At 40.7% G+C, this 23,992-nt stretch carries 10 protein-coding genes; 3 read left to right on the top strand and 7 right to left on the bottom strand.

Features of this window, described 5'->3' with window-relative positions; translation table 11 throughout:
- Positions 1–54 precede the first annotated feature (54 nt).
- The 3 genes from FKV42_RS09055 to FKV42_RS09045 all read right to left on the bottom strand — a co-directional run bounded on the left by FKV42_RS09055 (position 55) and on the right by FKV42_RS09045 (position 12,486).
- Positions 55–4,908, bottom strand: coding sequence for an Ig-like domain-containing protein (locus tag FKV42_RS09055; protein WP_154809897.1), 4,854 nt, complete (start codon positions 4,906–4,908; stop codon positions 55–57).
- Positions 4,909–5,147: 239 nt separating this feature from the next.
- Positions 5,148–7,670, bottom strand: a complete 2,523-nt coding sequence (locus tag FKV42_RS09050) for a PGF-pre-PGF domain-containing protein (RefSeq protein WP_154809896.1) — start codon at positions 7,668–7,670, stop codon at positions 5,148–5,150.
- 196 nt (positions 7,671–7,866) lie between these two features.
- Entirely contained in the window at positions 7,867–12,486 is a 4,620-nt protein-coding gene (locus tag FKV42_RS09045) for an Ig-like domain-containing protein (protein WP_196214101.1), read from the bottom strand.
- 523 nt (positions 12,487–13,009) lie between these two features.
- Between FKV42_RS09045 and FKV42_RS09040 the strand changes: the two genes are divergently transcribed.
- Positions 13,010–14,710 carry a chloride channel protein gene (locus FKV42_RS09040; protein ID WP_230375577.1) on the top strand — a complete coding sequence of 567 codons (1,701 nt, stop codon included), beginning with the start codon at positions 13,010–13,012 and terminating at the stop codon, positions 14,708–14,710.
- Positions 14,711–14,767: 57 nt separating this feature from the next.
- Here the strand turns inward: FKV42_RS09040 and FKV42_RS09035 are convergent, their stop codons facing one another.
- From FKV42_RS09035 to cgi121, 3 genes are all read right to left on the bottom strand, one after another.
- A complete protein-coding gene (locus tag FKV42_RS09035) occupies positions 14,768–16,060 on the bottom strand; it encodes a tRNA (N(6)-L-threonylcarbamoyladenosine(37)-C(2))-methylthiotransferase (protein ID WP_154809893.1) in 1,293 nt (430 codons plus the stop codon).
- A gap of 20 nt (positions 16,061–16,080) precedes the next feature.
- A complete protein-coding gene (gene glpX, locus FKV42_RS09030) occupies positions 16,081–17,172 on the bottom strand; it encodes a class II fructose-bisphosphatase (RefSeq protein WP_154809892.1) in 1,092 nt (363 codons plus the stop codon).
- 118 nt (positions 17,173–17,290) lie between these two features.
- A complete protein-coding gene (gene cgi121 / locus FKV42_RS09025; protein ID WP_154809891.1) occupies positions 17,291–17,800 on the bottom strand; it encodes a KEOPS complex subunit Cgi121 in 510 nt (169 codons plus the stop codon).
- 612 nt (positions 17,801–18,412) lie between these two features.
- On the opposite strand from cgi121, the gene leuS reads away from it, so the two are divergent.
- Together leuS and FKV42_RS09015 are read left to right on the top strand one after the other, a co-directional pair.
- Positions 18,413–21,301 (top strand): leucine--tRNA ligase, encoded by a 2,889-nt coding sequence (gene leuS, locus FKV42_RS09020; RefSeq protein ID WP_154809890.1) that lies wholly within the window; start codon positions 18,413–18,415, stop codon positions 21,299–21,301.
- Positions 21,302–21,435: 134 nt separating this feature from the next.
- The gene (locus FKV42_RS09015; RefSeq protein WP_154809889.1) at positions 21,436–23,130 is read left to right on the top strand and encodes an ATP-binding protein; all 1,695 of its coding nucleotides are present in this window, start codon (positions 21,436–21,438) and stop codon (positions 23,128–23,130) included.
- A 33-nt stretch (positions 23,131–23,163) separates the two neighbouring features.
- Here FKV42_RS09015 and FKV42_RS09010 read toward each other — a convergent pair whose 3' ends face one another.
- Positions 23,164–23,964, bottom strand: coding sequence for a nitrilase-related carbon-nitrogen hydrolase (locus tag FKV42_RS09010; RefSeq protein WP_154809888.1), 801 nt, complete (start codon positions 23,962–23,964; stop codon positions 23,164–23,166).
- Positions 23,965–23,992 lie beyond the last annotated feature (28 nt).

The raw sequence follows: 23,992 nt of genomic DNA, 5'->3' as shown, positions 1-23,992 counted from the left end.
CAATGATAGATAAAATTTAGGGAGAAAAGAGAGAAAGTTGAAAATACTGATTCATCACTTTTTTAGTTCTCCCTTTATTTCAGCAATTATTATATCGTAGAGAGATCTGTAATCTGTAGACCTGATATTCTCCAGCTTTGTGGCATTCTTTACAGAAATAGAAACTGCATATAAGGTACTATAATATCTGGAAAGTACTAAAGATTCATTTCTAGACCTGTAAGACAGTACAGAGCCAATAGCTATTATGCCAAAAATTCCCATCAGGAACATGCCCAGATTTAGAGAGCTTGTTGAGCTGGGCTCGAGTGCCATATTTGTTGCCGTTGCAGTTGAATCGAACACCTCTGGCTCAAATCTTGACTCGATTTCATAGCTGTATTTTACGTCTTCAACCGTACTCTTTTTTACAGTACTTATGGAAACCGGGATTTTTTCCTTACTTACAATTGAGAAAGAGGAGAATCCAGATGTCAGGGCCTTGTAGTAATAATAAGTATCATCAACACCTGTCTTTGAAGTTTGAAGTTCCTTCCAGGAACCAGCTGAATACCTGTACAACTTTATGGTTGCAGGGTCTGCATTGTTTTCACTAAGCCACTTTTTCTCGACCTTGAAGCTGATCTGCGCCGATGAGAAGTAACCGGCAGAATTGAACTTGGCATCTCCTACCCATATATTGATATAACGATATACAGTTCCTGAAGGACTGCTGCTGACGAGGGCTGACCGGTCCTTCAGTATCTCGATCACTGCTTTTGTCAGACTGGCGGCTTTTTGTGCACGGAATTTTACATACTCGATGTCATTTTCATCATTTGGGAACTCATATACTATGTCCATTCCCTGTGTTATGTATTTCATAGAGTAGTCCATGTAGTCGATATTCTCATAATCTTCAGAACCACCTGACGAGCCCCCGCCACCCGAACTGCTGCTGCTGCTTGTAAATCCATATATACTCGGATTTGAGGTTTTATCCACATCCATGACACTGATGGACACAGCCCTTGAAGCATTCAATTTCCCGTCCGTCACCTGGAATTCAACAGAATATGTACCGGATTGTGTGTAATCCGGTTTCCAGATGAAATCCCCTGTTGAGGTATTAAAAGATGAAACTTGTGGCAATCCGCTGACCGAATAGGTCAATGGGTCATTATCCCCATCATTTGCCTTTACAGAGAATTGTAATGTCTCGTATTCAGATATGATATACGAACCGATATATTCGAACTCCGGCGGCATATTGGTCTGGCACACGCTGATATGAACAGTGGTGTTGTCTGTCAGATGACCATCTGTGACCTTAAAGTCGATATCATAATCCCCACTGTCATAATATCCTGTGGTCCACATAAATGAATCACCTATAACATCTCCTTTTTTACTTGTTGTCGAGAAGGTGATGGCATCCCTATCCGGGTCAGTTGCGTTGAGATCGATCACCAGAGTTTCTGTTTCATTTATGGTGTGACCTGAGATATAGCCGAATGCAGGCCCACGATTGACATTTTCCACATCTATCAGCACCGTATCAAATGCGGTGTATATTTTATCAGATACCATGAACTCTACTGTATAAGTGCCAGCCTGGTCATATGTCGGAATCCAGGTGAAGGTACCATTACTTATTCCTATATCAGCCCCTGCAGGCAGGTCTGAAGCCGAATACGTAAGTGTGTCGTTATCAATATCCGATGCATTTAAAGTGAAGACCAACATCTCGTTTTCTTTTACCTGTTGATCTTCCATATATCCTATAATAGGTGGGATATTGGTATTGCCGACTGCAATTGTACCGGTTTTGGAATCTGACAATTGACCATCGGTAACTGTGAACAGTATTTTGTGGAAACCACTGTCGTTGATCCCGGGAGTCCAGGTGAAGATATTACCTTCAAGATCACCATATTGCACATCCTTTGAGAATTTCAGTTCGTCCCCATCTATATCAACAGCTTCCAGAGCAATATTTACCGTTTCAAGTTCGTTGACCAATATATCCGATATGGAATAAAGTACAGGTGCGGAATTGGAGTTCGTGACATTGATCGTAACCGTTTTGCTTACCTTGAACTCGGCATCGTTCACGGTGAACGTGACAGGATATATACCTGCATCCTCATAACCAGGAGTCCATGAAAAGAGAGTTCCCTGCAAGGTACCAAAAGATGCATCCGTTGAATACTCAAGGACATCGTCATCCGGATCAGAAGCATTCAAATCTAGAATAACAGTTGCGTTCTCCGATACAACTACCTTATCCGGTGCATTCATGACCGGGGGCCTGTTCACATCGTTAACTGTAACGGTTACATCTTCCGTATCTTTCAGGAATCCATCTGAAACTACGAACCTGATCACATAGCTACCAGCCTGGTCATAAGTGGGTGTCCAGATGAACTTGCCGGTGGTTTCATCTATTTTAGAACCTGATGGGGAATCTACCAGTGAATAATAAAGTGTGTCGTCATCATCGTCCGTCGCATCCGGGATAATTGTAAGAGTCTTATTTTCATCTACTGATTGCGAACCTATTACCATGAGCATGGGGGCACGGTTAACATCAGTAACAGTGATAGTAATTATCTCGGAATCTACTGAAAGACCATCGCTTACACTGAACTCAACAATATAGGTTCCGCAATCACCAAAATCAGGTGTCCACTCGAAAACATTACCAGTAAGAGTTCCGAAACTGGCATTGGTATTGTAGATCAAGAAATCATTATCAGCATCACTACCTGAGAGAGCAATGCTCAAAAGGGAATCCTCTGAAACGCTCCGATCACCAATCAGATCAAGTTCAGGAGCACGGTTAAAATCAGTAACGGTGATAGCAATTATCTCGGAGTCTACTGAAAGACCATCGCTTACACTGAACTCAACAATGTAAGTTCCAGCGTCATCATAATCAGGTGTCCACACGAACACGTTATCTGTAAGAGTTCCGAAGCTTGCATTGGTACCATAGGTCAAGGGATCTTTATCAGCATCACTGCCTGAGAGGATGATGATCAATGGTGAATCCTCTGAAACCCTCCTATCACCAATCAAATCAAGGTCAGGCGCTCTGTTTACATCATCAACTGTGATTTCAACAACCTCTGAATAAACTGCTATGCCATCGCTCACATTGAACTCAACGACATAGGTTCCAGAATCACCGTATCCCGTATCCCAAGTAAACACATTATCATCAAGAGTTCCAAAGCTTGCATTGGTATTGTAGGTCAGTGAGTCCCCTTCATCAGCATCAGTTGCTGAGAGTGTGATGGTCAGGATCTCAGCCTCATTGACACTCTGAGCACCTATATGAGCAAGTTCAGGTGCTCTGTTTACATCATCAACTGTGATTTCCACAATCTCAGAATCAACAGCCATGCCATCGGTCACATTAAACTCAACGATATACCTTCCAGCATCACCGTATCCCGTATCCCAAATAAACACATTACCATCAAGAGTTCCAAATGTTGCATTGGTATGGTAGGTCAGTGAATCTCCTTCATCAGCATCAGTTGCTGAGAGTGTGATGATCAATGCTGAATCCTCAGAAACGCTCCGGTCACCAATTAAATCAAGTACAGGAACCCGATTTACATTAGTCACAGTGATTGTGATATTCTCCGAATCTGAAAGTGAACCATCAGATACGGAAAATTCAACGTCGTAAACTTTGGCATCCTCATAATCAGGGGTCCAGAAGAATTCACCTGTAACAGCATTCAAAGTTGCTTCAGGTGGAAGACCGTTCATCCCGAACTCAAGTGTATCTCCATCAGGATCACTCGCACCGATCGTGAATTCCAGAATACTTCCCTCATTTACGGTTTGGCTTTTGATATTCAAAAGTTTGGGATCATGGTTCACATTATTGACAGTAATGGTAACATTTTCCGAATCTGAAAGATCATTAGCTGTTGCGGTGAATTCCACCAGATAGGTGCCTGCATCATCAAAATCCGGCATCCAGATGAAAGCCCCGGAAGAAGTATCAAAAGAAGAATCCTCAGGCAGCATTGATGCGGAATATTCTATTGCATCTTCCTCAGGATCAATGGCAGTTACATTGAAAGAGAGAGTCTCATTCTCATTAACATACTTGTTATCAATTGGTTCCAGCTGCGGAGGAGTATCGACGATCACGAGTTCATTTACAGTGATATTAACCTGTGTAAAGTCAAAGGCATAACTATCCGATACCGAAAAATTTACAATATGAGTACCAATATCAGCCTCTGCAGGAATCCACTTGAAATACCCTGTTTCAAAATTCAGGTCATATCCGAAAGGCAAACCTTCGACACCATAAGTGAGTACAAGGTCATCAGCATCAGTTGCAGATACAGAGAATGACAATTCTGATCCTGCAATGATCACCTTATCATCAATATCATTGATCACCGGCGGATAATTGATCCTCACAGACCCATTTGAAACAAATTCTGCAGGATAAAAGATTGTATCGTTTTCAAAAGAAACATTCTCTGGTATTATATCGGACATACCACTTGTAAGAGCAAAGAAGACAACGTCAGCAACATGGACCTGTCCTTCCGCAGAAACATCTACGGAACTCAAGGTCATATTTGCAAAACCTGTGGAATTATTAAGATAATACGTTAGTTTCGACCCTGACAAGGTATCGTTTACAACTATACTGTCGGCAGATAGCAAAGATGGATCAAAGACAAGAACCATGGACAGTGAACTCATATTCGTTACATTTCCAACAAATATCGGTAACGAGAAAGATGTACCTGGATTTACAACAGTATTCCCGATCGTTACGGACTCATTGGAAACTGCACTGGAAAGTGCAGGCAATACGATTATCAGCAAAGCTACGCATGTCAACAAAGATTTTACTAGATTACATTTTTCTGTTCCACTGGGAAACATGCCTTACCCCCACAAAGCATTCTCAGAAGGAAGATCATATACCTCCTTCTGACCATATGATATGATCATCTGGAGTAGCTAACCTTTAACAACAAAGTAATACCACCCACTGCTAATAAACGTAATATCTGATAAGTAATAAAAGTATTCAATAACATAAATATAATACTAATAATTAATATATCTAAATTAAGCCGGTTTTAGAGATAAATAAAAAAACTGGAAAGCTGTGTTAGCTCTCACTTTTTAATACGCCTGTAACGCTTACCATCAGGGTTTCCAAGCTGCAACTTCACTTTCTCGTAGTTTTCTCTATTTCTGTAACCAACTACTCCGATAGCCACCACACCAATAAGTCCTATGATTACCAGGTATGAGTATGATGAACTTTCCTTTTGTGGGAGAGCTGCTCCTGAGTCCAATGGGGATTCATCATCTTCTGTAGACTGCAATTGTTCTATATCCACTGAAGTTGCTTCAATCTTCTCAGCTGAAGCTTCCGTGGTAAGTGTAGATGGGTCAACACTTGATATTGCAAACGGAGAGAATCCGGGTGTTGTGGAAGTGAAGTAATAATATCCGTCATCCTCTTCCATTGCTTCAGTTGAAAGCATATCCCATCCTCCACTGTTGTATCTGCAGAGCGTGATGAAAGACACATTGATATTATTCTCTTCTACCCAGACCTTTTCAACCTTGAAGTTGATGACACGGTCACCTATTACATCATCTCCCAGATTAGAATCGAGGTCGATGTTCATATTCTTGTAAACATCACCTGGTGCTACAGACTTTACCTGAGAAGAGGTATCCTTCAGTACTTCGATAACTGCCTTGACCTGTCCACCGTTGAGCTCTGAAGTAAAGCTCAGGGAAACTATACTGTTGTTCTCTTTATAGAAGGAGAATGTCGTTTCGACATCCCTCACAACAGACTCAAGGGAATAGTCTTTGAAATCAATGTTATCGAATTCCTCTCCAGAGGTCAGTGGAGCGCCACCGCCACCACTGCTGCTTGAGCTGGAGGTCGTGCTAGAAGAAGAAGAGGAAGAAGTTTCAGTGACAGTTATGGAAACTGTCTCATAGTCTTCCTGAGAACTGTCACTTACATAGAAACTAACTGAGTAATCACCAACATCCTCACTGGATGGTGTCCATTCAAAGATGCCTTCTGACTCATCGAATGATGCAGTTGAAGGCATGTCCAATGCTTTATAGGAGAATGATTCGCCTTCATCATCATCAGATACTGAAAGAGAGAAATCCAGTGTATTGTTTACCACTACCTCCATCGGACTTATGGAGTTAATCTTTGGAGGCATATTTGAATCTGTAACTGTGATTGTTGCTGTCGTACTATTTTTCAGATTTCCATCTGAGACGGTGTATTGTACATCATACACACCTGCATCAGCATAATCCGGCGTACATATGAATGTGTTACCCCTTACAATACCAAGGCTACTATCTGTTGAATAGGTGAGAGTATCTCCGTCAGGATCAGTAGCACTCAAGTTAACATAGAGAATTCCATTTTCACTTACAGTATAATCATCTACAGCATCTATTACAGGAGCACGGTTCACATCATTAACCGTGATGTCAACTACCTGATATGTTGAATAAGAAGTACCGTCTGAAATTTGGAATTCTACCTTGTAACTACCGGACTCTTCATAAGAAGGTGTCCATGTGACCTGAATAGAAGAACTGTCTGGCATAGTTATAGTAGGATTAGAAGGAAAACCATCTGGGAATGAGAAACTAGGTTTCTTTGTATAAAATTCAGCAGAAATCATAAATGAAAGTTCTGAGTTCTCATCTACGGATTGAGGGCCTATGGTACTCATTGTTGGAGGGGTTTTTGAATCGCCTATCACAACAATTGCAGTCGAGCTATCAGAACCAATACCATCAGTTACACTAAAAGTGAAAACTTTTATAGATACAGAAGGGGTAGGCCATTGGAACAAACCGGTTTCCGAATCAAATGATGCACCTGTTGGTAGATTACTCACCATTGTGTAAGTAAGCTCATCACCATCAGCGTCAAAAGCTTCTAGCTGAATTGTAACAGGTGTGTTTTGAGGAACTGAAACATCACTTATGGAAAATAGAACCGGCTCTCTGTTCACATTTGAAACTGTTATCAAAGCGGTCTGGCTCACTGAGGAAGAACCGTCAGTTACACTGAAAACAATCTCATGTTCACCCTGGTCATCATAATCAGGTGTCCACGTGAAAATATTACCTTCAAGGGTTCCGAATGAGACATCCTTTGAAAAAGCAAGTATATCTGAGTCCTCATCCGTTGCCTCAAGTATTAATTGAATCTCTTCATCCTCATTTGTTGAAGAATCGGCAATCGCGGAAAAAACCGGTGCACGATTTGTGTTTTTTACTGTAACGGTGATGTATTCAGAATCAATGTGGGAACCATCGGAAACCACGAACTGAACAAGATATTCACCAGCCTGTTCATAAGTGGGGGTCCATTCAAACAGACCGGAAGAAGAATCCAGGGTTGCGCCAGCAATCGAATCAATATTTGGACAGGAAAACTCAAGAGTATCATTCTCGGGATCATCGGCAGATAATGTGAAAGTCAGCAAACTGTTCTCATTGACCGAATGATCACCTATAACATCAAGAACAGGAGTATCAGTTACAGCTGCAACTGACGTTGATTGTAATGATATGAGAAGTATAAGAATTAGCAGAAATCTTAAAAAGGAACGCTCTATTTTTAAATTACTATCCATTTTTCCCGTCTCCAACTAAACGAGAAGGTATGTTCTGTTTGCTATCAAACCCCTCTATAGTCTACTCTATTTTATCTTTTAGTGGGATAAAGCTATTTGAGTATAATAATCCACATATATGTGGATAGTTATTTTTTTAATCGGATACAAAAATAGGACAGCAGAAATAAACCATCCGCTGCCAAATACATTTCATTTATTTTTTGGAACGTCTGTAACGCTTTCCATCCGGATTTCCTAGCTGCAACTTCACTTTCTCGTAGTAATCCTTGTTTCTGTAACCAACTACTCCGATAGCCACCACACCTATAAGCCCTATGATTATCAGGTATGGGAATGATGAACTTTTCTTTTGTGGGAGAGCAGCTCCTGAATCCAATGGTGATTCATCATTATCTTCTGTAGACTGCAATTGTCCTATATCCACTGAAGTTGCTTCAATCTTCTCAGCTGAAGCTTCCGCGGCAAGTGCAGATGGATCAACACTTGATATTGCAAACGGAGAGAATCCGGGTGTTGTGGAAGTGAAGTAATAGTAGTATTCATCCTCTCCTGTTGCTTCCGTTGAAAGTGTAGCCCATTCACCACTGTTGTATCTGCAGAGTGTGATGAACGATACATCGATATTATTCTCTTCTACCCAGACCTTTTCAACCTTGAAGTTGATGATGCGGTCACCTATTACATCGTCTCCAAGGTTTGAATCTGTATAGATGTTCATGTTCTGGTAAACATCACCTGGTGCTACAGACTTTACCTGAGAGGAAGTATCCTTCAGCATTTCGATCACTGCCTTGACCTGTCCACCGTTGAGCTCAGAAGTAAAGCTCAGGGATACAATGCTGTTGTTCTCCTTATAGAAAGAGAATGTCGTTTCGACATCCCTTACAACAGACTCTAGGGTATAGTCTTTGAAATCAATGTTATCAACGTTTTCACCAGTAGACAGAGCTCCACCTCCTCCTCCGCCACCACTGCTGCTTGAGCTGGAACTTGAGCTAGAGCTGGATGATGTTTCAGTAACGGTAATGGTGACTGTCTCATAATCATTGTCAATACCATCAGTGACGTAGAAAATCACAGAATATGATCCTGCCTCGCCATCTATAGGTGTCCAACTAAACTCTCCTGTTGAACTATCAAGACTTGCATTATCGGGCATGTTCTGAGCAGAATATGTCAGAGTATCATCATCTACATCGGTTGCTGTAAGGTTAAAACTAAGTTCATCCTCTTCTTCAACGCTCTTTGAGCCAATGGTCCAGAATACAGGAGGAGCATTCACGTCATTTACATAAACTGTCACAACAGTATCATCACTAAACTCACCATCTGAAACTGTAAAGTTTATTTTATAGGTTCCATTCGATGTCTGGTTTGCAGTATATCCTGGTGTCCAGGTGAAAGTATCACCACTTATTGAACCATATGATACATCATCACTATAAGTTGGAGTAGTACCATCAGGATCGCTTCCATTAAGTTTGATACTCAATTCTTCAGACTCATTTACCGTGTAATCTGGCATTATTCCAAATGATGGGGCTCTGTTCACATTAGTAACTATGATAAATGCCTTTTCCTTATCAGTTACCATTCCATCTGTTACACTGAATGTCACGGAGTAAGTTCCACTTTGTTCATAGGAAGGAGTCCACTCAAATACGCCATTTATTTCATCAAATGTAGATCCATCTGGCATTTCTGTTGCATTGTAAATCAGTGAATCACCATCATCCTCATCAGTTGCATTGAGTTGAATCCTCAAATACCCTGTTTCATTTACCTGTTGCTGATCGATATCCTGCAAAACTGGTGGGTTGTTGGGCACAGCAACTGCAAATATAGTTTCTACAGAGTCTGAAAGATGTCCATCAGATACTGTGAAAACAGCATTGAAAATCTCATTACCATCAGCAGACACAGGTGTCCAGCTGAATGCACCCGTGCTTGAATCAAGACTGGTATTTGCACTTTCTGGCAATCCTGTTACGTTATAAGTAATTTGATTATCATCTGGATCAGATGCTACAATCTTGAAGGAAACAGTTCCTCCTACGTCCAAAATATAATACGGATTGACCGAATCGGCGTCTATTTCCGGTGCAAGGTTAACATCCTCTACAACTATGGTTACCACAGTTACATTGCTCAGTGAACCATCTGAAACATTGAACTCCACATAGTGAGAACCGGAATCAGTGAAAGCAGGAGTCCATTCAAAGTTTGTACCACTTATAGTACCAAAGTTCGCATCCGTAGTGTATTCAAGATAATTACCATCAGGATCTACTGCACTGATATTCAATACAAGTTCTGTTCCCTCTTTTGCATAAACTATTCCGAATTCTGGAAACTCCGGGGCTCTGTTGGTGTTGTAAACGGTGATTATCACATGTTGATAAACAGAATCCTTGCCGTCAGAAACCGTGAAATTTGCATTAAATATTACGGAATCAGTAGTTGTATCATAATCAGGTGTCCAGGAGAAGTCACCAGTAGTTTCATTCAAAGTTGCTTCTGCTGGAAGATCACTCATAAAGTAAGTAAGGGTGTCATCACTGTCAAGATCACTACCAACGAGAGTGAAATTAAGCTCATGATTTTCATAGACAGACTGTTCTTCAATTGAAGAGATAACAGGTGCACGATTAGTGTTTGTTACAGTGACAGTAACTTCCTGATAGACAGTATCTTCACCATCTGTTACACTGAAGTTGGCAGTATAGTCACCTGCCATCTCATAATCTGGAGTCCAGGAGAAATTACCATTGGCATCTATTACACCTGAAGGAAGACCGGTTACGTCGTATGTGAGAGAATCACCATCATCATCCGTAGCATTGAGTGCGAAAGACCGAGTCTCACCTTCACTTATAACCTGATCTTCAATTGCTGTGAATACCGGAAGTCTGTTAGTGTTTGTTATAGTGATAGCAACTTCCTGATAGACGATATCCTCACCATCGGAGACGCTGAAGTTGGCAGTGTAGTCATCTGCCATATCATAATCTGGAGTCCAGGAGAAATTACCATTGGCATCTATTACACCTGAAGGAAGGCCGGTTACATTATAAGTAAGAGTATCATCATCGGCATCTGTTGCATTGAGAGAGAATGCAAGTTCCTGACCTTCTGGTATTGACTGGGAATCAATTGTTGCAAGCACTGGAGCATTGTTCTGTGCTACTGAAATCGTTACAAGCTGTGAATCTTCAGAGCCATAATTATCTGATACGGTTAGATTAACATAATAAGTTCCAGCCTCCTTGACCTTTGGAGTCCAGCCGATTACACCTGATGATGAATCAATTTTAATGATGGCGTTATCAGAGATAAATATCGCACTATCATTATCTGCATCGGTATAATTTGCATCGATATTCAGAGTGTCTCCCTTATCAAGATGATAAATGGATTCAACATCTTCGATACTGACCGGATTGTTTGGGATCTGGACATTGCTTTCAACTCCGGATGAAAGAATGGAGCTAGTAGCATTGTAAGCGTAAACTGTGATGTTTGACCAGCTATGTGGAGACAGAGTTGTAGTGTTGAACTCTGAATCGGTTGAATCGGTAATATTGTACCAGGTTCCATTGTAACTTACATTGTATCCATCAGTTATGTTTCCAGTTCCTGCAGCCCAGTTATGAAGAACCCAGAAATTACCGGTTGTATTGACGAAGTTAACTGGAGCTGCCGGAGTATAAACTGGAGGTACTACTTCATTAACAGTGATGGTCATAATTGCGAAATCACTTGATCCGTAATCATCAGAAACTGTAAAGTTTACAGAGTAAGTACCAGCATTCATTGGAATCCAGGAACCAGTACCATTTGCATTGTCAAAGTCAGTAAAATCACTGGAGTTGCAGGTGAATGTTGGATTATCACCATCTTCATCGGTGAAATTGGCATCCACATAAATGGTTTCGCCTACATCAACCGTGAGAGAAGGATCAACATCTTCGATACTAACTGGATTGTTTGGGATCTGAACATTGCTTTCAATTCCAGGTGATGAAAGAACGGAGCTAGTAGCATTGTAAGCGTAAACTGTAATGTTAGACCATTCATGTGCATTCAGATTTGTTGTGTTGAACTCAGAATAGGTTGAATCGGTTGTATTGTACCAGGTTCCATTGTAACTGACATTGTATCCATCAGTTACATTTCCAGTTCCTGTAGCCCAGTTATGAAGAACCCAGAAATTACCGGTTGAAGTGACGAAGTTAACAGGGGTCGCAGGGGTGTAAATATCAGGAGTTACTTCGTTGACAGTGATGCGCATTATAGCGAAATCACTTGATCCATAATTATCAGAAACTGTGAAGTTGACGTAGTAAGTTCCAGAATTCACTGGAGTCCAGGAGCCCGTACCGTTTACAGCATCAAAATCGGTGAACAGCTCAGCACTCTGATTGCATTCAAATGTAGCAGTATCACCATCTTCATCGGTGAAATTGGCATCCACATAAACTGTTTCGCCCACATTAACGGTGAGGGAAGGATCAACATCTTCGATAAAGATCGGATTGTTTGGAACCTGAACCTTATCCACAACACCAGTTGACATGGTGGAACTGCTTATGTTGTAAGCATAGATGGTAATATTGGACCATTCATGTGCATTCAATTCTGTATGATTAAATTGTGATTCAGTTACGTAGGTCCATGTATCGTTGTAACTAACATTGTAACCGTCCGTAATATTATCTCCATTAATAGGTTCCCAATCATGGAGAACCCAGAAATTGCCTGTTGTGTTACCTACAATTACAGGGCTACTTGGTGCTGCACTTGCTACAAGCATCGGGTTAAATATCGATAGAACTATCGAAATCGACAATAACACCCTGATATAATTCAATACCCCGTTTTCTTTACTGTTTTTTATAAAGGGATGCATACTCTCACCCTTGAAATATCTGCGATCTGAGTCCGATATATCATATACTACATTTTGAGCTGTACACAACCACAAATACAACTACGTCTATTGCTTTTACGGACATTCAGTAGTATCACTGATGCCCCCACATTACTCCACTTATCAATATATCCTGATATATTATAAAAGTATTCAATATCTGCGTTTTTATAAATAATAGTGCATTATTATAGTATGCACTTATATACTAATATTTTGAAGATATGAATACATCAGTAATGCATTGACAATTGGAACATAATCAATGTTATGATAGATAAAAATAGTGATTCAAAAAATATATCTATAATGTACATGTTACAACTGCCACCCATTATGAATAGAGATGAACTCTTTGGATGAAAAAACTGCCTTCCAAAAATTAAAACAAAACACATATCATTGGTTGCATACTGAGTCACTGATCTCAAACTCACTTGCAGTTGTCATCGGAGTTTTGACCGGACTTGCCATAGTATTCTATGATACCTTATTAGATTTCAGTCACGAATCTTTTTTTGGAACGGCATCACAAACATCAAGATACTTCATAATATTACTGCCTGCAATAGGCGGACTCCTTGTAGGTCTTCTTGCTTATTTTTTTATCAATTCCAGAAGATATAATATTGAAGAGATTATAGAAGCAACTGCCCTTCGTAGCGGTAAAATGTCTGCCCGGAATGCATTTCTTGAAGTTTTGGCATCCATAATATCTATTGGGTCAGGAGGTTCCGCCGGAAAAGAGGCACCAGTTGTCCTTGCAGGTTCCGGAATTGGATCCTCACTTGCCAGCTTACTAAGAATACACGGAAATAGAGTTAAAATACTGATTGGATGTGGTGCAGCAAGCAGTATTGCAGCAGCATATAACGCCCCTCTTGCAGGCGTGGTCTTTGTTGTTGAAGTCATTCTTGGAGAACTTGAAGCAAGCAGTTTCATACCTATTGTTGTGTCAGCTGTTTTTGCAACAATTGTATCAAGTCTCGTGTTTGGTGTTGAGAATATAGGAGTTGCTTCTTATGAATTCGTTAATCCGTTCTATGAATTCGCCCTATACCTGCTTCTGGGAATAATTGCAGGGCTAACATCCGCACTACTAATGCGATCCCTTTTCAGCACACACAAAGCCTTTGATTCCCTGCAGATCCATCCTGTGATTAAACCTGCTATAGGAGGACTTTTGGTAGGACTTATCGGATTTTTCTATCCACAGGTCTTTGGTGTCGGTTATGATGTGATAACAGATGCCCTCAATGGGAATCTTACTTTAAAAATTATGTTTTTGCTGATTTTTTTGAAGATCATTGCATTCTCATTTACCATGGGTTCCGGCGGTTCAGGCGGATCAATTGTACCTGCTCTTTTTGTAGGAGCAATGATGGGAGGAAGCTACGGATCAATAGTCCATGGAATGTTCCCTGATGTCACAGCAGAATCAGGCGCATACGCTCTTGTAGGAATGGGAGCTGTCTTTGCAGGAACAAGCCGGGCACCTCTTACTTCTATTTTAATTCTTTTCGAACTGACGCGAGACTACAATATGATACTCCCAATCATGCTGGCATGTGTTGTCAGTAATGTCATATCCAGTTCAATTAGTTCTGAATCCATATTCACAGAAGGACTACGCCGCAGAGGATTTACCATCAGGAAAGGAAGAGAGGTCGACATTATGGAAGCATTGCTTGTAAAGGATGCAATGAAACATAATGTTCAGACTGTTTCAGAGAACAAGAATGTGGGTGCACTCATCGCACTTATGCAATCAAGCAGACACGCAGGTTTTCCTGTACTTGATTCTAATGGACAGCTTTCAGGAATTGTAACTCTTAAAGACGTAAGGGATAAAGTTGGCCATGATGAACTGGAAAAAGCTATCACAGAAATATGCACCAAGGAGGTTGCAGTTGCCTACCAGGATGAAACACTGAATACTGTACTGAAACGCCTTGCAGCAAAAGATATAGGCAGACTCCCAGTGGTGTCAAGATCAGATGACACTAAATTACTTGGAATCATCACCCGTAGTGACATAGTCAAGCTATACGACAAGAAGATACTGGATAAAGTCCAGAGAATTCAGAAAATGAATCCGGATCAGTAAATCATTCTCTTGAAGTAAAAATCCGGAAAATATTGCCAGTTTTAAAACTGATCTATGTTAATTATCATCAACAATACGACCCAGGAAATATCCGGGGGTTGCATCATAGATAAATACACGACATATAATTCCAGGTTGTAAGTTACACTCAGGAATTACAACAGGTTTGTATGACGCAGTCCTGGCCATCATACCTTTCTGCTTTGCAGGCTTGGAAAGGAAAACTTCCACCTCTTTTCCGATCATTCCTTCACGAGTAGCAAGCTTGACAGCCTCACACACCTCATGAAGCTCATTTGACCTGTTTACAACAATACGTGAATCAATTTTGCGCATGTCCCATGCCTTTGTATGAGGTCTTGGAGTAAAACGGGAAATATTCACCTTTTCCGGTTTCCATTCCTTTACCCATTCCACTGTCTTTTCAAAATCATCGTCTGTCTCTTTAGGATAACCTACAATGATATCTGTAAAGATAGTCATATCAGAGAATCTTTCCCTGAAAGCCTCGATGATAGTATTAGCTTCTGAAATCGAGTGATAACGGTTCATATTCTTCAGAACATCATCTGATGCAGATTGTATTGGGAGGTGAAGGAATTTGTATATCCGTTCATCTTCAAATGCATCAAGCAGGTCATCAAGAATGGGAATAACTGAGAACGGATTCATCATTCCCACACGTATCCTGTAATTGCCCGGAATCCTGCATATCATTTTCAATAACTGGGGAAGCAGTACTTCTTTGTCAGTTCCATACTGGCCGTTATCCTGGGATGTTAGCCATATCTCACGACAACCTTCATCAACTGCTTTCTGAATATCATCAACAATATCCTCCGGTTCAAAAGAACATAACTTTCCACGCGCAATGGTCACTATGCAATAAGCACACGCATAATTACAACCCTGGGAAAGCTGGCAGATATGGATATTTGAATTATAGCGAATCCTTGGGACACTCTGGAATCCTTCCGGCTTCTCAAGGAAGAGTTTTACACTGCCACCTGTAAGTTCATTGCGTGAAAGAGAATCAAGAACCTGACCTAAACGGGATATTGAATTTACACCCAATATATGAGCATCGGGGTTCTGGTGCATTATATCCTCAAGCTGTACTTCCGGCATGCATCCTGTAACTATAACAGCTATTCCTTTTTCACCAAGTTCCCGAATTTTATGGAGTATTTTCTGCTCGGTACTATACTTCACAGTGCAGGTGTTGATAACCACAACCTCGGCATTGTTCTCAGGGACAAGTTCATGCCCTCCGTCCCTGACACTTGCCTTCATAATTTCGGCTGATGCCTGACTGGCAGAGCAGCCATATGTAGAAATATGTACTTTCATTTTAAGTTACTTCAAGCTTATCAAGCCATTCTGAGTGGGGTTTTTTCCTTATCATGGATGTAAATAGTGTCAGTGAATTTTACAGCACCGGAACTACCCATGGTAATACTGTGAACCCTGGCATCACCTTCGCCAAAAAGACTTACGCCTTTAAGCAGGATTCCCGGAGTTACCCCTGTTGCTGAGAATATAATATCCTTTCCAGGAGCAAGTTTGTCGATACCCATCACATCATTGATGTTGTCCTTGGTAATTCCCATGGTTTCAAGCCTTGGCATCTTTTCAGCCTTTTCCTTTTCAATTTCTTCAGGGGTTCCACCATTTGCAACAGTAGGAAGAACAAGTCTTGCAAGCATCTTACCACCAAGGATCTTCATTGCTGCAGCAGTAAGAACTGCCTCACCTGATCCACCCGCACCAAGAACCATGTGAATTCCAGAACCACGGATAGCAGTTGCAATTCCAGGCATCAGGTCACCGTCACTAATGAGATTTACTCTGGCGCCGGTCCCCCTGATCTCCTTTATCTTATCCTTGTGTCTTTCCCTGTCAAGAATAACAACAACAAGCTCGTCAATATTCCTGTTTAAAGCCTTTGCAACAATTTCCAGATTACGTATCACAGGTGCATCCAGATCGATTCTTTCATCAGGGTGTGCTTTTTCGTACTTGACAACTTCAGGACCAACAACGATCTTATCCATATAGATGTCAGGTCCGTGGAAAAGTCCGTCCCTTTCTGCCATAGCCATAACGGATATTGCACCGGGAATCCCATCTGCAGCGAGGTTTGTTCCTTCCAGGGGGTCAACCGCAATATCAACTTCAAGGTCGCCTTCACCTGTTCCTACTTCTTCACCGATAAAAAGCATAGGTGCTTCATCGCGCTCTCCTTCACCTATCTTGATTACACCTTTCATATCAAGACAGTTCAGCATCCTGCGCATGGCTTCAACTGAAACCTGGTCAGCATAGTTCTTGTCACCACGACCCATCTGGTAAGATGCTGCAATTGCTGCTGCTTCGGTAACATGTAAAAGTCTGGGTAAAAGGGAACATTCGATTGGTCCTGCACATTTAATTAAAGCTTCGGCGGTTTTAGGATGAGGCATAATTATCTATTCCTTATCAATTTCTTTCATGAATGATTGTGTGGCACATGTATTAATGGTTACTATATTAGAGTTGCGAGGGCTTTGAATATATCATCATAAATCCTTTAGATCTCACTCATTTTAAAATGTCAACAAGAGCAACACGTTCCAGTACTAACTGCTGAATATTATTTGTTCCCGTTGCTCTAATTTCCTGTTCAGTAATGGAGAACTGATTGGCAAGAGTTTCATTTTTGTTTTCAGAATAGTCTACCACAGGCTTTTCATCTACGATCAATCTTATATCTTGAAGACTCTCTTCGATTTTTTCGGGTTCACCGAGAACCACAAAGACCACATTCATATCACCTTCACGGACACCCATGGAAAACGCTTCTTCTATCTGTCTTTTCCCCGAAGCATACCTCATGATCTCCACGCCAATGTCCCGGGCAACATTTGATCCATTATCAACAGCTCTTAGAGCTTTTTCAACTGCAAAAGATATATGTTCATCACCTGCAACTTTATCCGCATCCATTGCCTGTACAACAGTCCCGTGCGAAGAAGAAATAGATGCCAGTTCTTTCAAAAAAGCAGGTACACTGCGGATAGATACAGAACCACCAATCGTCTTGAATTCCATATTACTGAATACACCGGTAACCGAGAATAAGCATAACGGTCTGAAAAAAAGAAGAAATAATGCTTAATAGTATATTTTTTGTGCAACTAGTTAACTTTATCACGTGTTAGAACTAATGACATAGAAGAGAGGGTATTCATGCACGAACATTTTATAAATTCCATTGGAGAACGTTTTCGATGCCTTAACTGCGGATACATTATGGAAATCCAAAATTCCTGCCATTGTTGTGATGATGGAGGAGTCAAGTGTTCTTTTTGTGGAGAACACATGTCTAAACAATGGTGAAGTAATAAGATTAAACCATTGTTTTTATGTTCTGAAATAATCCTGTTGACTTTTGAAAGCACTCTTAAGAGCAGCATAGATTGTCTTTTCCGTGTGTTTTATGTAGGTTGTTATTTATTACCACATCAAACACTACTGATAATAAACAATTGAATTTCACCCTGAACTATTATCCAATATCCAGGCACAATTAAAGCCCGGAATCTATGGATGCAACTAAGATTTATAGTTTACAGGATGAATACAGAAAGTTAATATTTAACCTGATAGAGTAAATATGCTAACTCTTTTGGTTAATTACACCCGGTGTGAGAGGTGCTGACAATGGAACAGGATTATGATCCACATAGAATAGAAGACAAATGGCAAAGCCGTTGGAATGAAAGCAGGATATTCGAGCCAGAACCTGATGAAAGAGAAAAATTCTTTATCACTATCCCTTACCCATACTTAAACGGCAATTTACACGCCGGGCACACAAGAACATTTACCATTGGTGACGTTATTGCCAGGCACAAGAGAATGCTTGGTTACAATGTACTTTATCCGATGGGATTCCACGTTACCGGAACTCCTATTGTAGGACTTGCAGAACAAATTGCAAACAAGGATCCTCAAACAATGGATGTTTACTCCCGTCTTCACGGGATTCCTGAAGACATCCTTGAAACGCTTACAACACCTGAAAGCATAGTGGACTATTTCAAGGTAGAAGCTGAAAAGGCAATGCGTGCAATTGGTTACTCTATTGACTGGAGACGCAAGTTCACAACCACTGATCCTACTTACAAAAAGTTCATAGAATGGCAATTCAACCTTCTTCATGAAAAAGGTCTTATCGTCAAAGGTGCACATCCTGTAAAATGGTGTCCAAACGACAACAATCCAGTAGAAGACCACGATATTCTTCATGGTGAAGAAGCTACTATTGTTGATTTTACACTTGTCAAATTCACTTATGACGGCATGGTGCTTCCATGTGCAACACTTCGACCTGAAACCATTTTCGGTGTTACAAATCTCTGGATTAATCCTGATATCGAACACGCAAAGATCAAGGTTACCAAAGATGGACGCGAAGAGATATGGATTGTCAGTCCGGAAGCCCACAGGAAACTTACTTTCACAGACAGGGAAGTTGAATTTATCGAGAATGTCCCTGGAAAAGAGCTTGTAGGAATAAAAGTCAAGAATCCACTTTCAGGAAAGGAGGTTATCACTCTCCCGGCATCATTTGTCAAACCTGGAAACGGTAGTGGTATTGTCATGAGTGTGCCTGCGCATGCGCCATATGACTATCTTGCACTCAAGGACCTTTATGACAAAGACCTTTCAGAATACGGAATTACAGAAGACCTGAAAGAGATCAAACTGATATCACTTATCAAGGCCAAGGAATTCGGAGAATACCCAGCAGTTGAAGCTGTTGAACAGCTTGGTGTAAAGGACCAGAATGATCCTAAAGCCGAGGAAGCAACAAAGATCGTTTACCGCCGTGAGTTCCATGGTGGTGTCCTGAAAGAGAACACCGGCAAATATGCAGGTGTTGCTGTTTCTAAGATAAAGGATATTCTCACACGCGACCTGCTTGATGAAGGCATTGGAGAAGTTTTCTACGAATTCAGTGAACCTGTTGTATGCCGCTGTGGTACAAAATGTGTCGTAAACATGGTGAAAGGACAATGGTTCCTTAACTACTCGGATCCAGAATGGAAGGCAAAGGTCTACAAATGTATTGAAAATATGGAAATCATCCCTGAAGAGATCAGAGTTGAGTTCAACAACAAAGTAGACTGGCTTAAGGATAAGGCATGTGCCAGAAAGAAAGGTCTTGGAACAAAGTTGCCGTTTGACACAAACTGGCTTATTGAGTCCCTTGGTGATTCTACAATCTACATGTCGTATTACATTACTAACAAGTTCTTTGCACAGGGTGTTGATGTCGAGCAACTGAAGCCTTCACTGTTTGATTATGTATTGCTTGGAAAAGGTTCAGTACAGCAGACAGCCATTGACACCGGACTTTCAGAACAGTTCATTGCTAACATCAAATCTGACTTTGATTACTGGTATCCTGTTGACCTGAGGTCTTCAGGAAAGGACCTTGTACCAAATCACCTGTTGTTCTTCCTCTTCCATCACGTTGCGATATTTGAAGAGGATAAATGGCCACGCTGCCTTGCAGTCAATGGATTCGTATCCCTTGAAGGCCAAAAGATGAGCAAGTCCAAGGGACCGATACTTACCCTCATGGAAGCTGTGGGCAACTATGGAGCAGACATTTCCCGTATGTATATCCTTTCAAGTGCCGAGCAAACCCAGGACGCTGACTGGAGAAACGTGGGCGTTGAAAGCGCAAAGAAACAGGTTGAAAGGTTCTACAAACTTGCAATGGAAATTATTGATTCCGGTGCTACATCAGGAATTGATGGTGAACTGAAACTTATCGACCGCTGGATGCTCAGCAGACTCCAGCAGTGTGTCAGGGAAACTAACAATGACATGACATCCATCAGGACAAGAAGCGCGCTCCAGAATGCATTCTTCCTGCTCTATAATGATATAAAATGGTACCAGAGAAGAGGTGGAAGCGCACTGCTTTACGATGTCCTTGATACATGGGTGCGCCTGATGGCTCCATTCACACCACACATCTGTGAAGAACTCTGGAGTGCAATGGGTCACGGTGAAGGGGACTTCGTATCTCAGGCGGCATATCCGATATTCTGCCCAAGGTTCATTGATAATGATGCAGAACTTGCCGAAGAACTCATGTGCAGCACACTTTCAGATATTGAAGAGATCATCAAGGTCACAAAGATAACACCAAAGATGGTAGCTCTTTACACCGCGCCCGAGTGGAAGATCAAAGCATTCAAGATGGCTCTTGATATGAAGAATGAAGAAGACCTCAATCCTGGAAAGCTTATCAAGACATTGATGGCAGATCCTGAGAACCGCAAGTACGGCAAAGACATACCAAAATATGTCCAGAAGCTTGTACCTGACCTGAGCAGCATGAAGACAGAAAGATTTGAGATGCTTCTTGGAATGAGCCTTGATGAGATGACAATACTAAAAGAGAACATTGGCTGCCTTACAAACGAAATTGGCTGTACTATACAGGTATATAGTGCCGATGAACCGGAATATGACCCGGAAAGCAAATCCAGGTTTGCAGCACCACTCAGACCTGCAATATATCTTGAATGAAATGCTGGTTTTTTAATCAGTGCTTTTCTCTTTTTCTTTTTTCATTGTTTGCATTCTACGTTACGATAAACGTTAAAATATGCGATAAATATAAATTTGAAGCCAATAAAATATGAATAATTATTGTGCATCAAATGAACGAACAATATCTGACTCCTAATGAAAGCAACAAAACAAAAATCAGGCTTGCAGCCAGAACATTTCTTGTTTTCATGACAATCAGCTTCCTGCTGGTCACGTGTGCTGGTGCTAATTCCACTATGGAACTTAAGGTCGGAGTCTATCCGAATGAGCCACTAATATCACAGGAACAGAATGGAACAGCCATCGGGCTTTATGCAGAGATACTGGAAAGTATAGCCTCAAAAGAAGGATGGGAGCTTAAGTATGTTCCAGGTACACTTAATCAATGTTATCAAAAGCTTGATAACGGCAGTATAGATATTCTTCCTGCAGTGCCTAATGTTCCGGAAATTGAACAACATTACATTTTAACAACTGAAACTCCATACACGGATTGGGGAATAGTTTACACATACAGGGGTTCAGGAATCAGTTCCATGAGCGATCTTAATGGAAAAAGAATAGCACACATGGACGACATATTCTATGAAAATTTCAACTCAAGCCCCAGAAACTCGAACATTAGCTATTCATTCATAAGTGCTAGCAGCTATATTGAGATATTCGAACATCTTGAAAACAAAGAAATTGATGCGGGAATAATATCAAGATCATATGGAGAGGTTTACGAAGACCAGTTCGATCTTGAAAGAATACCATTTGTAATATCACCTACTGAGATGGTTTTTGCATTATCAGATGATACTGACCCTGAAATTGCAAAGCAGATAGATGCAGATATAACCCAGATGATCACAGAAAATGGGACTATCCACTATATGCAGGAGAACATTGATACAGGCAAGACCGATGAAGATCTCTCTACATGGGAAAGTCCTTCATGGCTTAAATTTTCAGTAGGTATCGGTGTAGGGCTTCTTTTGATATTTGTAATTTTGAGTCTTACTCTCAGAAATAAAGTTGAAGAGAAAACATATGAACTAAATTCAAAGAACAGAGAACTTGAAGTTGAGATCAGAGAGAGGAAAATTGCAGAAGAAAAATTGAAGCAGTACTCTCTTGATCTGAAGGATTCAAATGAATTGAAGGATCTTTTTACAGACATACTCAGGCATGATCTCATAAACCCTGCAACTGTTATCAAAGGTTATGTCGAATTCCTTATTGAAGTGGAAGATGAACCCCAGAAAAAAGAGGCAATGAAAGCTATTGAAAGGAATAACAAAAAACTTATCGAACTCATAGAGAATGCAGCGCACCTGGCCAAACTTGAGAACATGGATGATATGACTTTTAAGACTCTCGATCTGAAAGAGATAATAGAAGAAGTAATAGAACATCTCATGCCAAAGCTTGAAGAAAAGAATATGAATATAAATTTCAATCCATCGGGCAATTATCCTGCAGATGTGAATACAACAATAGAAGATGTTTTTTCCAATCTGATAAGCAACGCCATCAAATACAGTCCATCTGGAACCATTATCAATATAGATGTCAAAGATGTCGATGACACCTGGGAGATAACTATCTCTGATGAAGGAGAGGGAATTCCTGATAAAGAGAAACCATTTGTTTTTGACCGTTTTAAAAGAGCACACAAAGTCAACATAAAAGGAAGCGGTCTTGGCCTTGCTATTGTCAAGCGTATAGTTGACCTGCATGAAGGATCAGTTGAAGTCTTTGACAGAACTGACAGAGAAGGAACAACATTCAAAGTAACGTTGCAAAAAACAAAGATATGAAATCACAAAATTGTAGCGTTTTTCCATACTGTTCTAATAAAGATCAGTCCTGCGATCATCAAACACAGGAATCTCATTTCTTATTTTAATAGTTCTTTCGACATCAATTGTGCTGAATATTAGTGATTCACTATTATCCGCTTCTTCCATCACATCCCCCAACTGATTTACAATTATGGAACCTCCGAAGAATGATGAATCGGAGCCTTCACCAACCCTGTTACATGCAATATGAGGAATCTGGTTCTCAATGGCTCTTGCAATTGTAAGTGAACGCCATATATGCCCTCTTGGATTTGGGAACTCAGCTATTGTTACAAGAATATCTGATCCCATTAAAGCCAATTTTCTGGAAACTTCAGGGAAACGTAACTCGTAACAAATCTGTAGCCCAATTGTAAATTCCCTTTTTGGAAGGCTGATGGGATGGATAGAATCCCCTGATGCAAAATACTGTTTTTCCCGTTTGAAAGGGTGGGTTTTTCGATAAGTGCCTGCAACATGTCCGTCTTCCACACATACACCCAGATTGTAATAATCCAATCCTGAAGAAGACATCTGTTTTTCAATTGTAGAAAATATCATCACACATTCATTCTGTTTTGAAAAATCACACATTTTCCTGATTGTCTCACCGCTTTCTGTTTCGCCTGACATTTCAATATTATCATAACAGAAACCGGTGGAGAAGACTTCAGGAAAGACCAGAAGTTCTGCGCCTGCAGAAACTGCATCTTTTGCCATTGCTAATGCTTTTTCAATATTGGACTGCTTATTGCAATCTGATATGCTCATCTGAATACAGGCTGCTTTGATACTGCTTTTTCCAGACATGAGTGATATCTCCGTGGTCATATTACTG

The organism is Methanolobus vulcani, from assembly GCF_006546655.1.
Taxonomy (GTDB): domain Archaea; phylum Halobacteriota; class Methanosarcinia; order Methanosarcinales; family Methanosarcinaceae; genus Methanolobus; species Methanolobus vulcani_A.
Note: the sequence above shows the minus strand (reverse complement) of the source record. Positions and strands in the feature narration are given on the sequence as shown.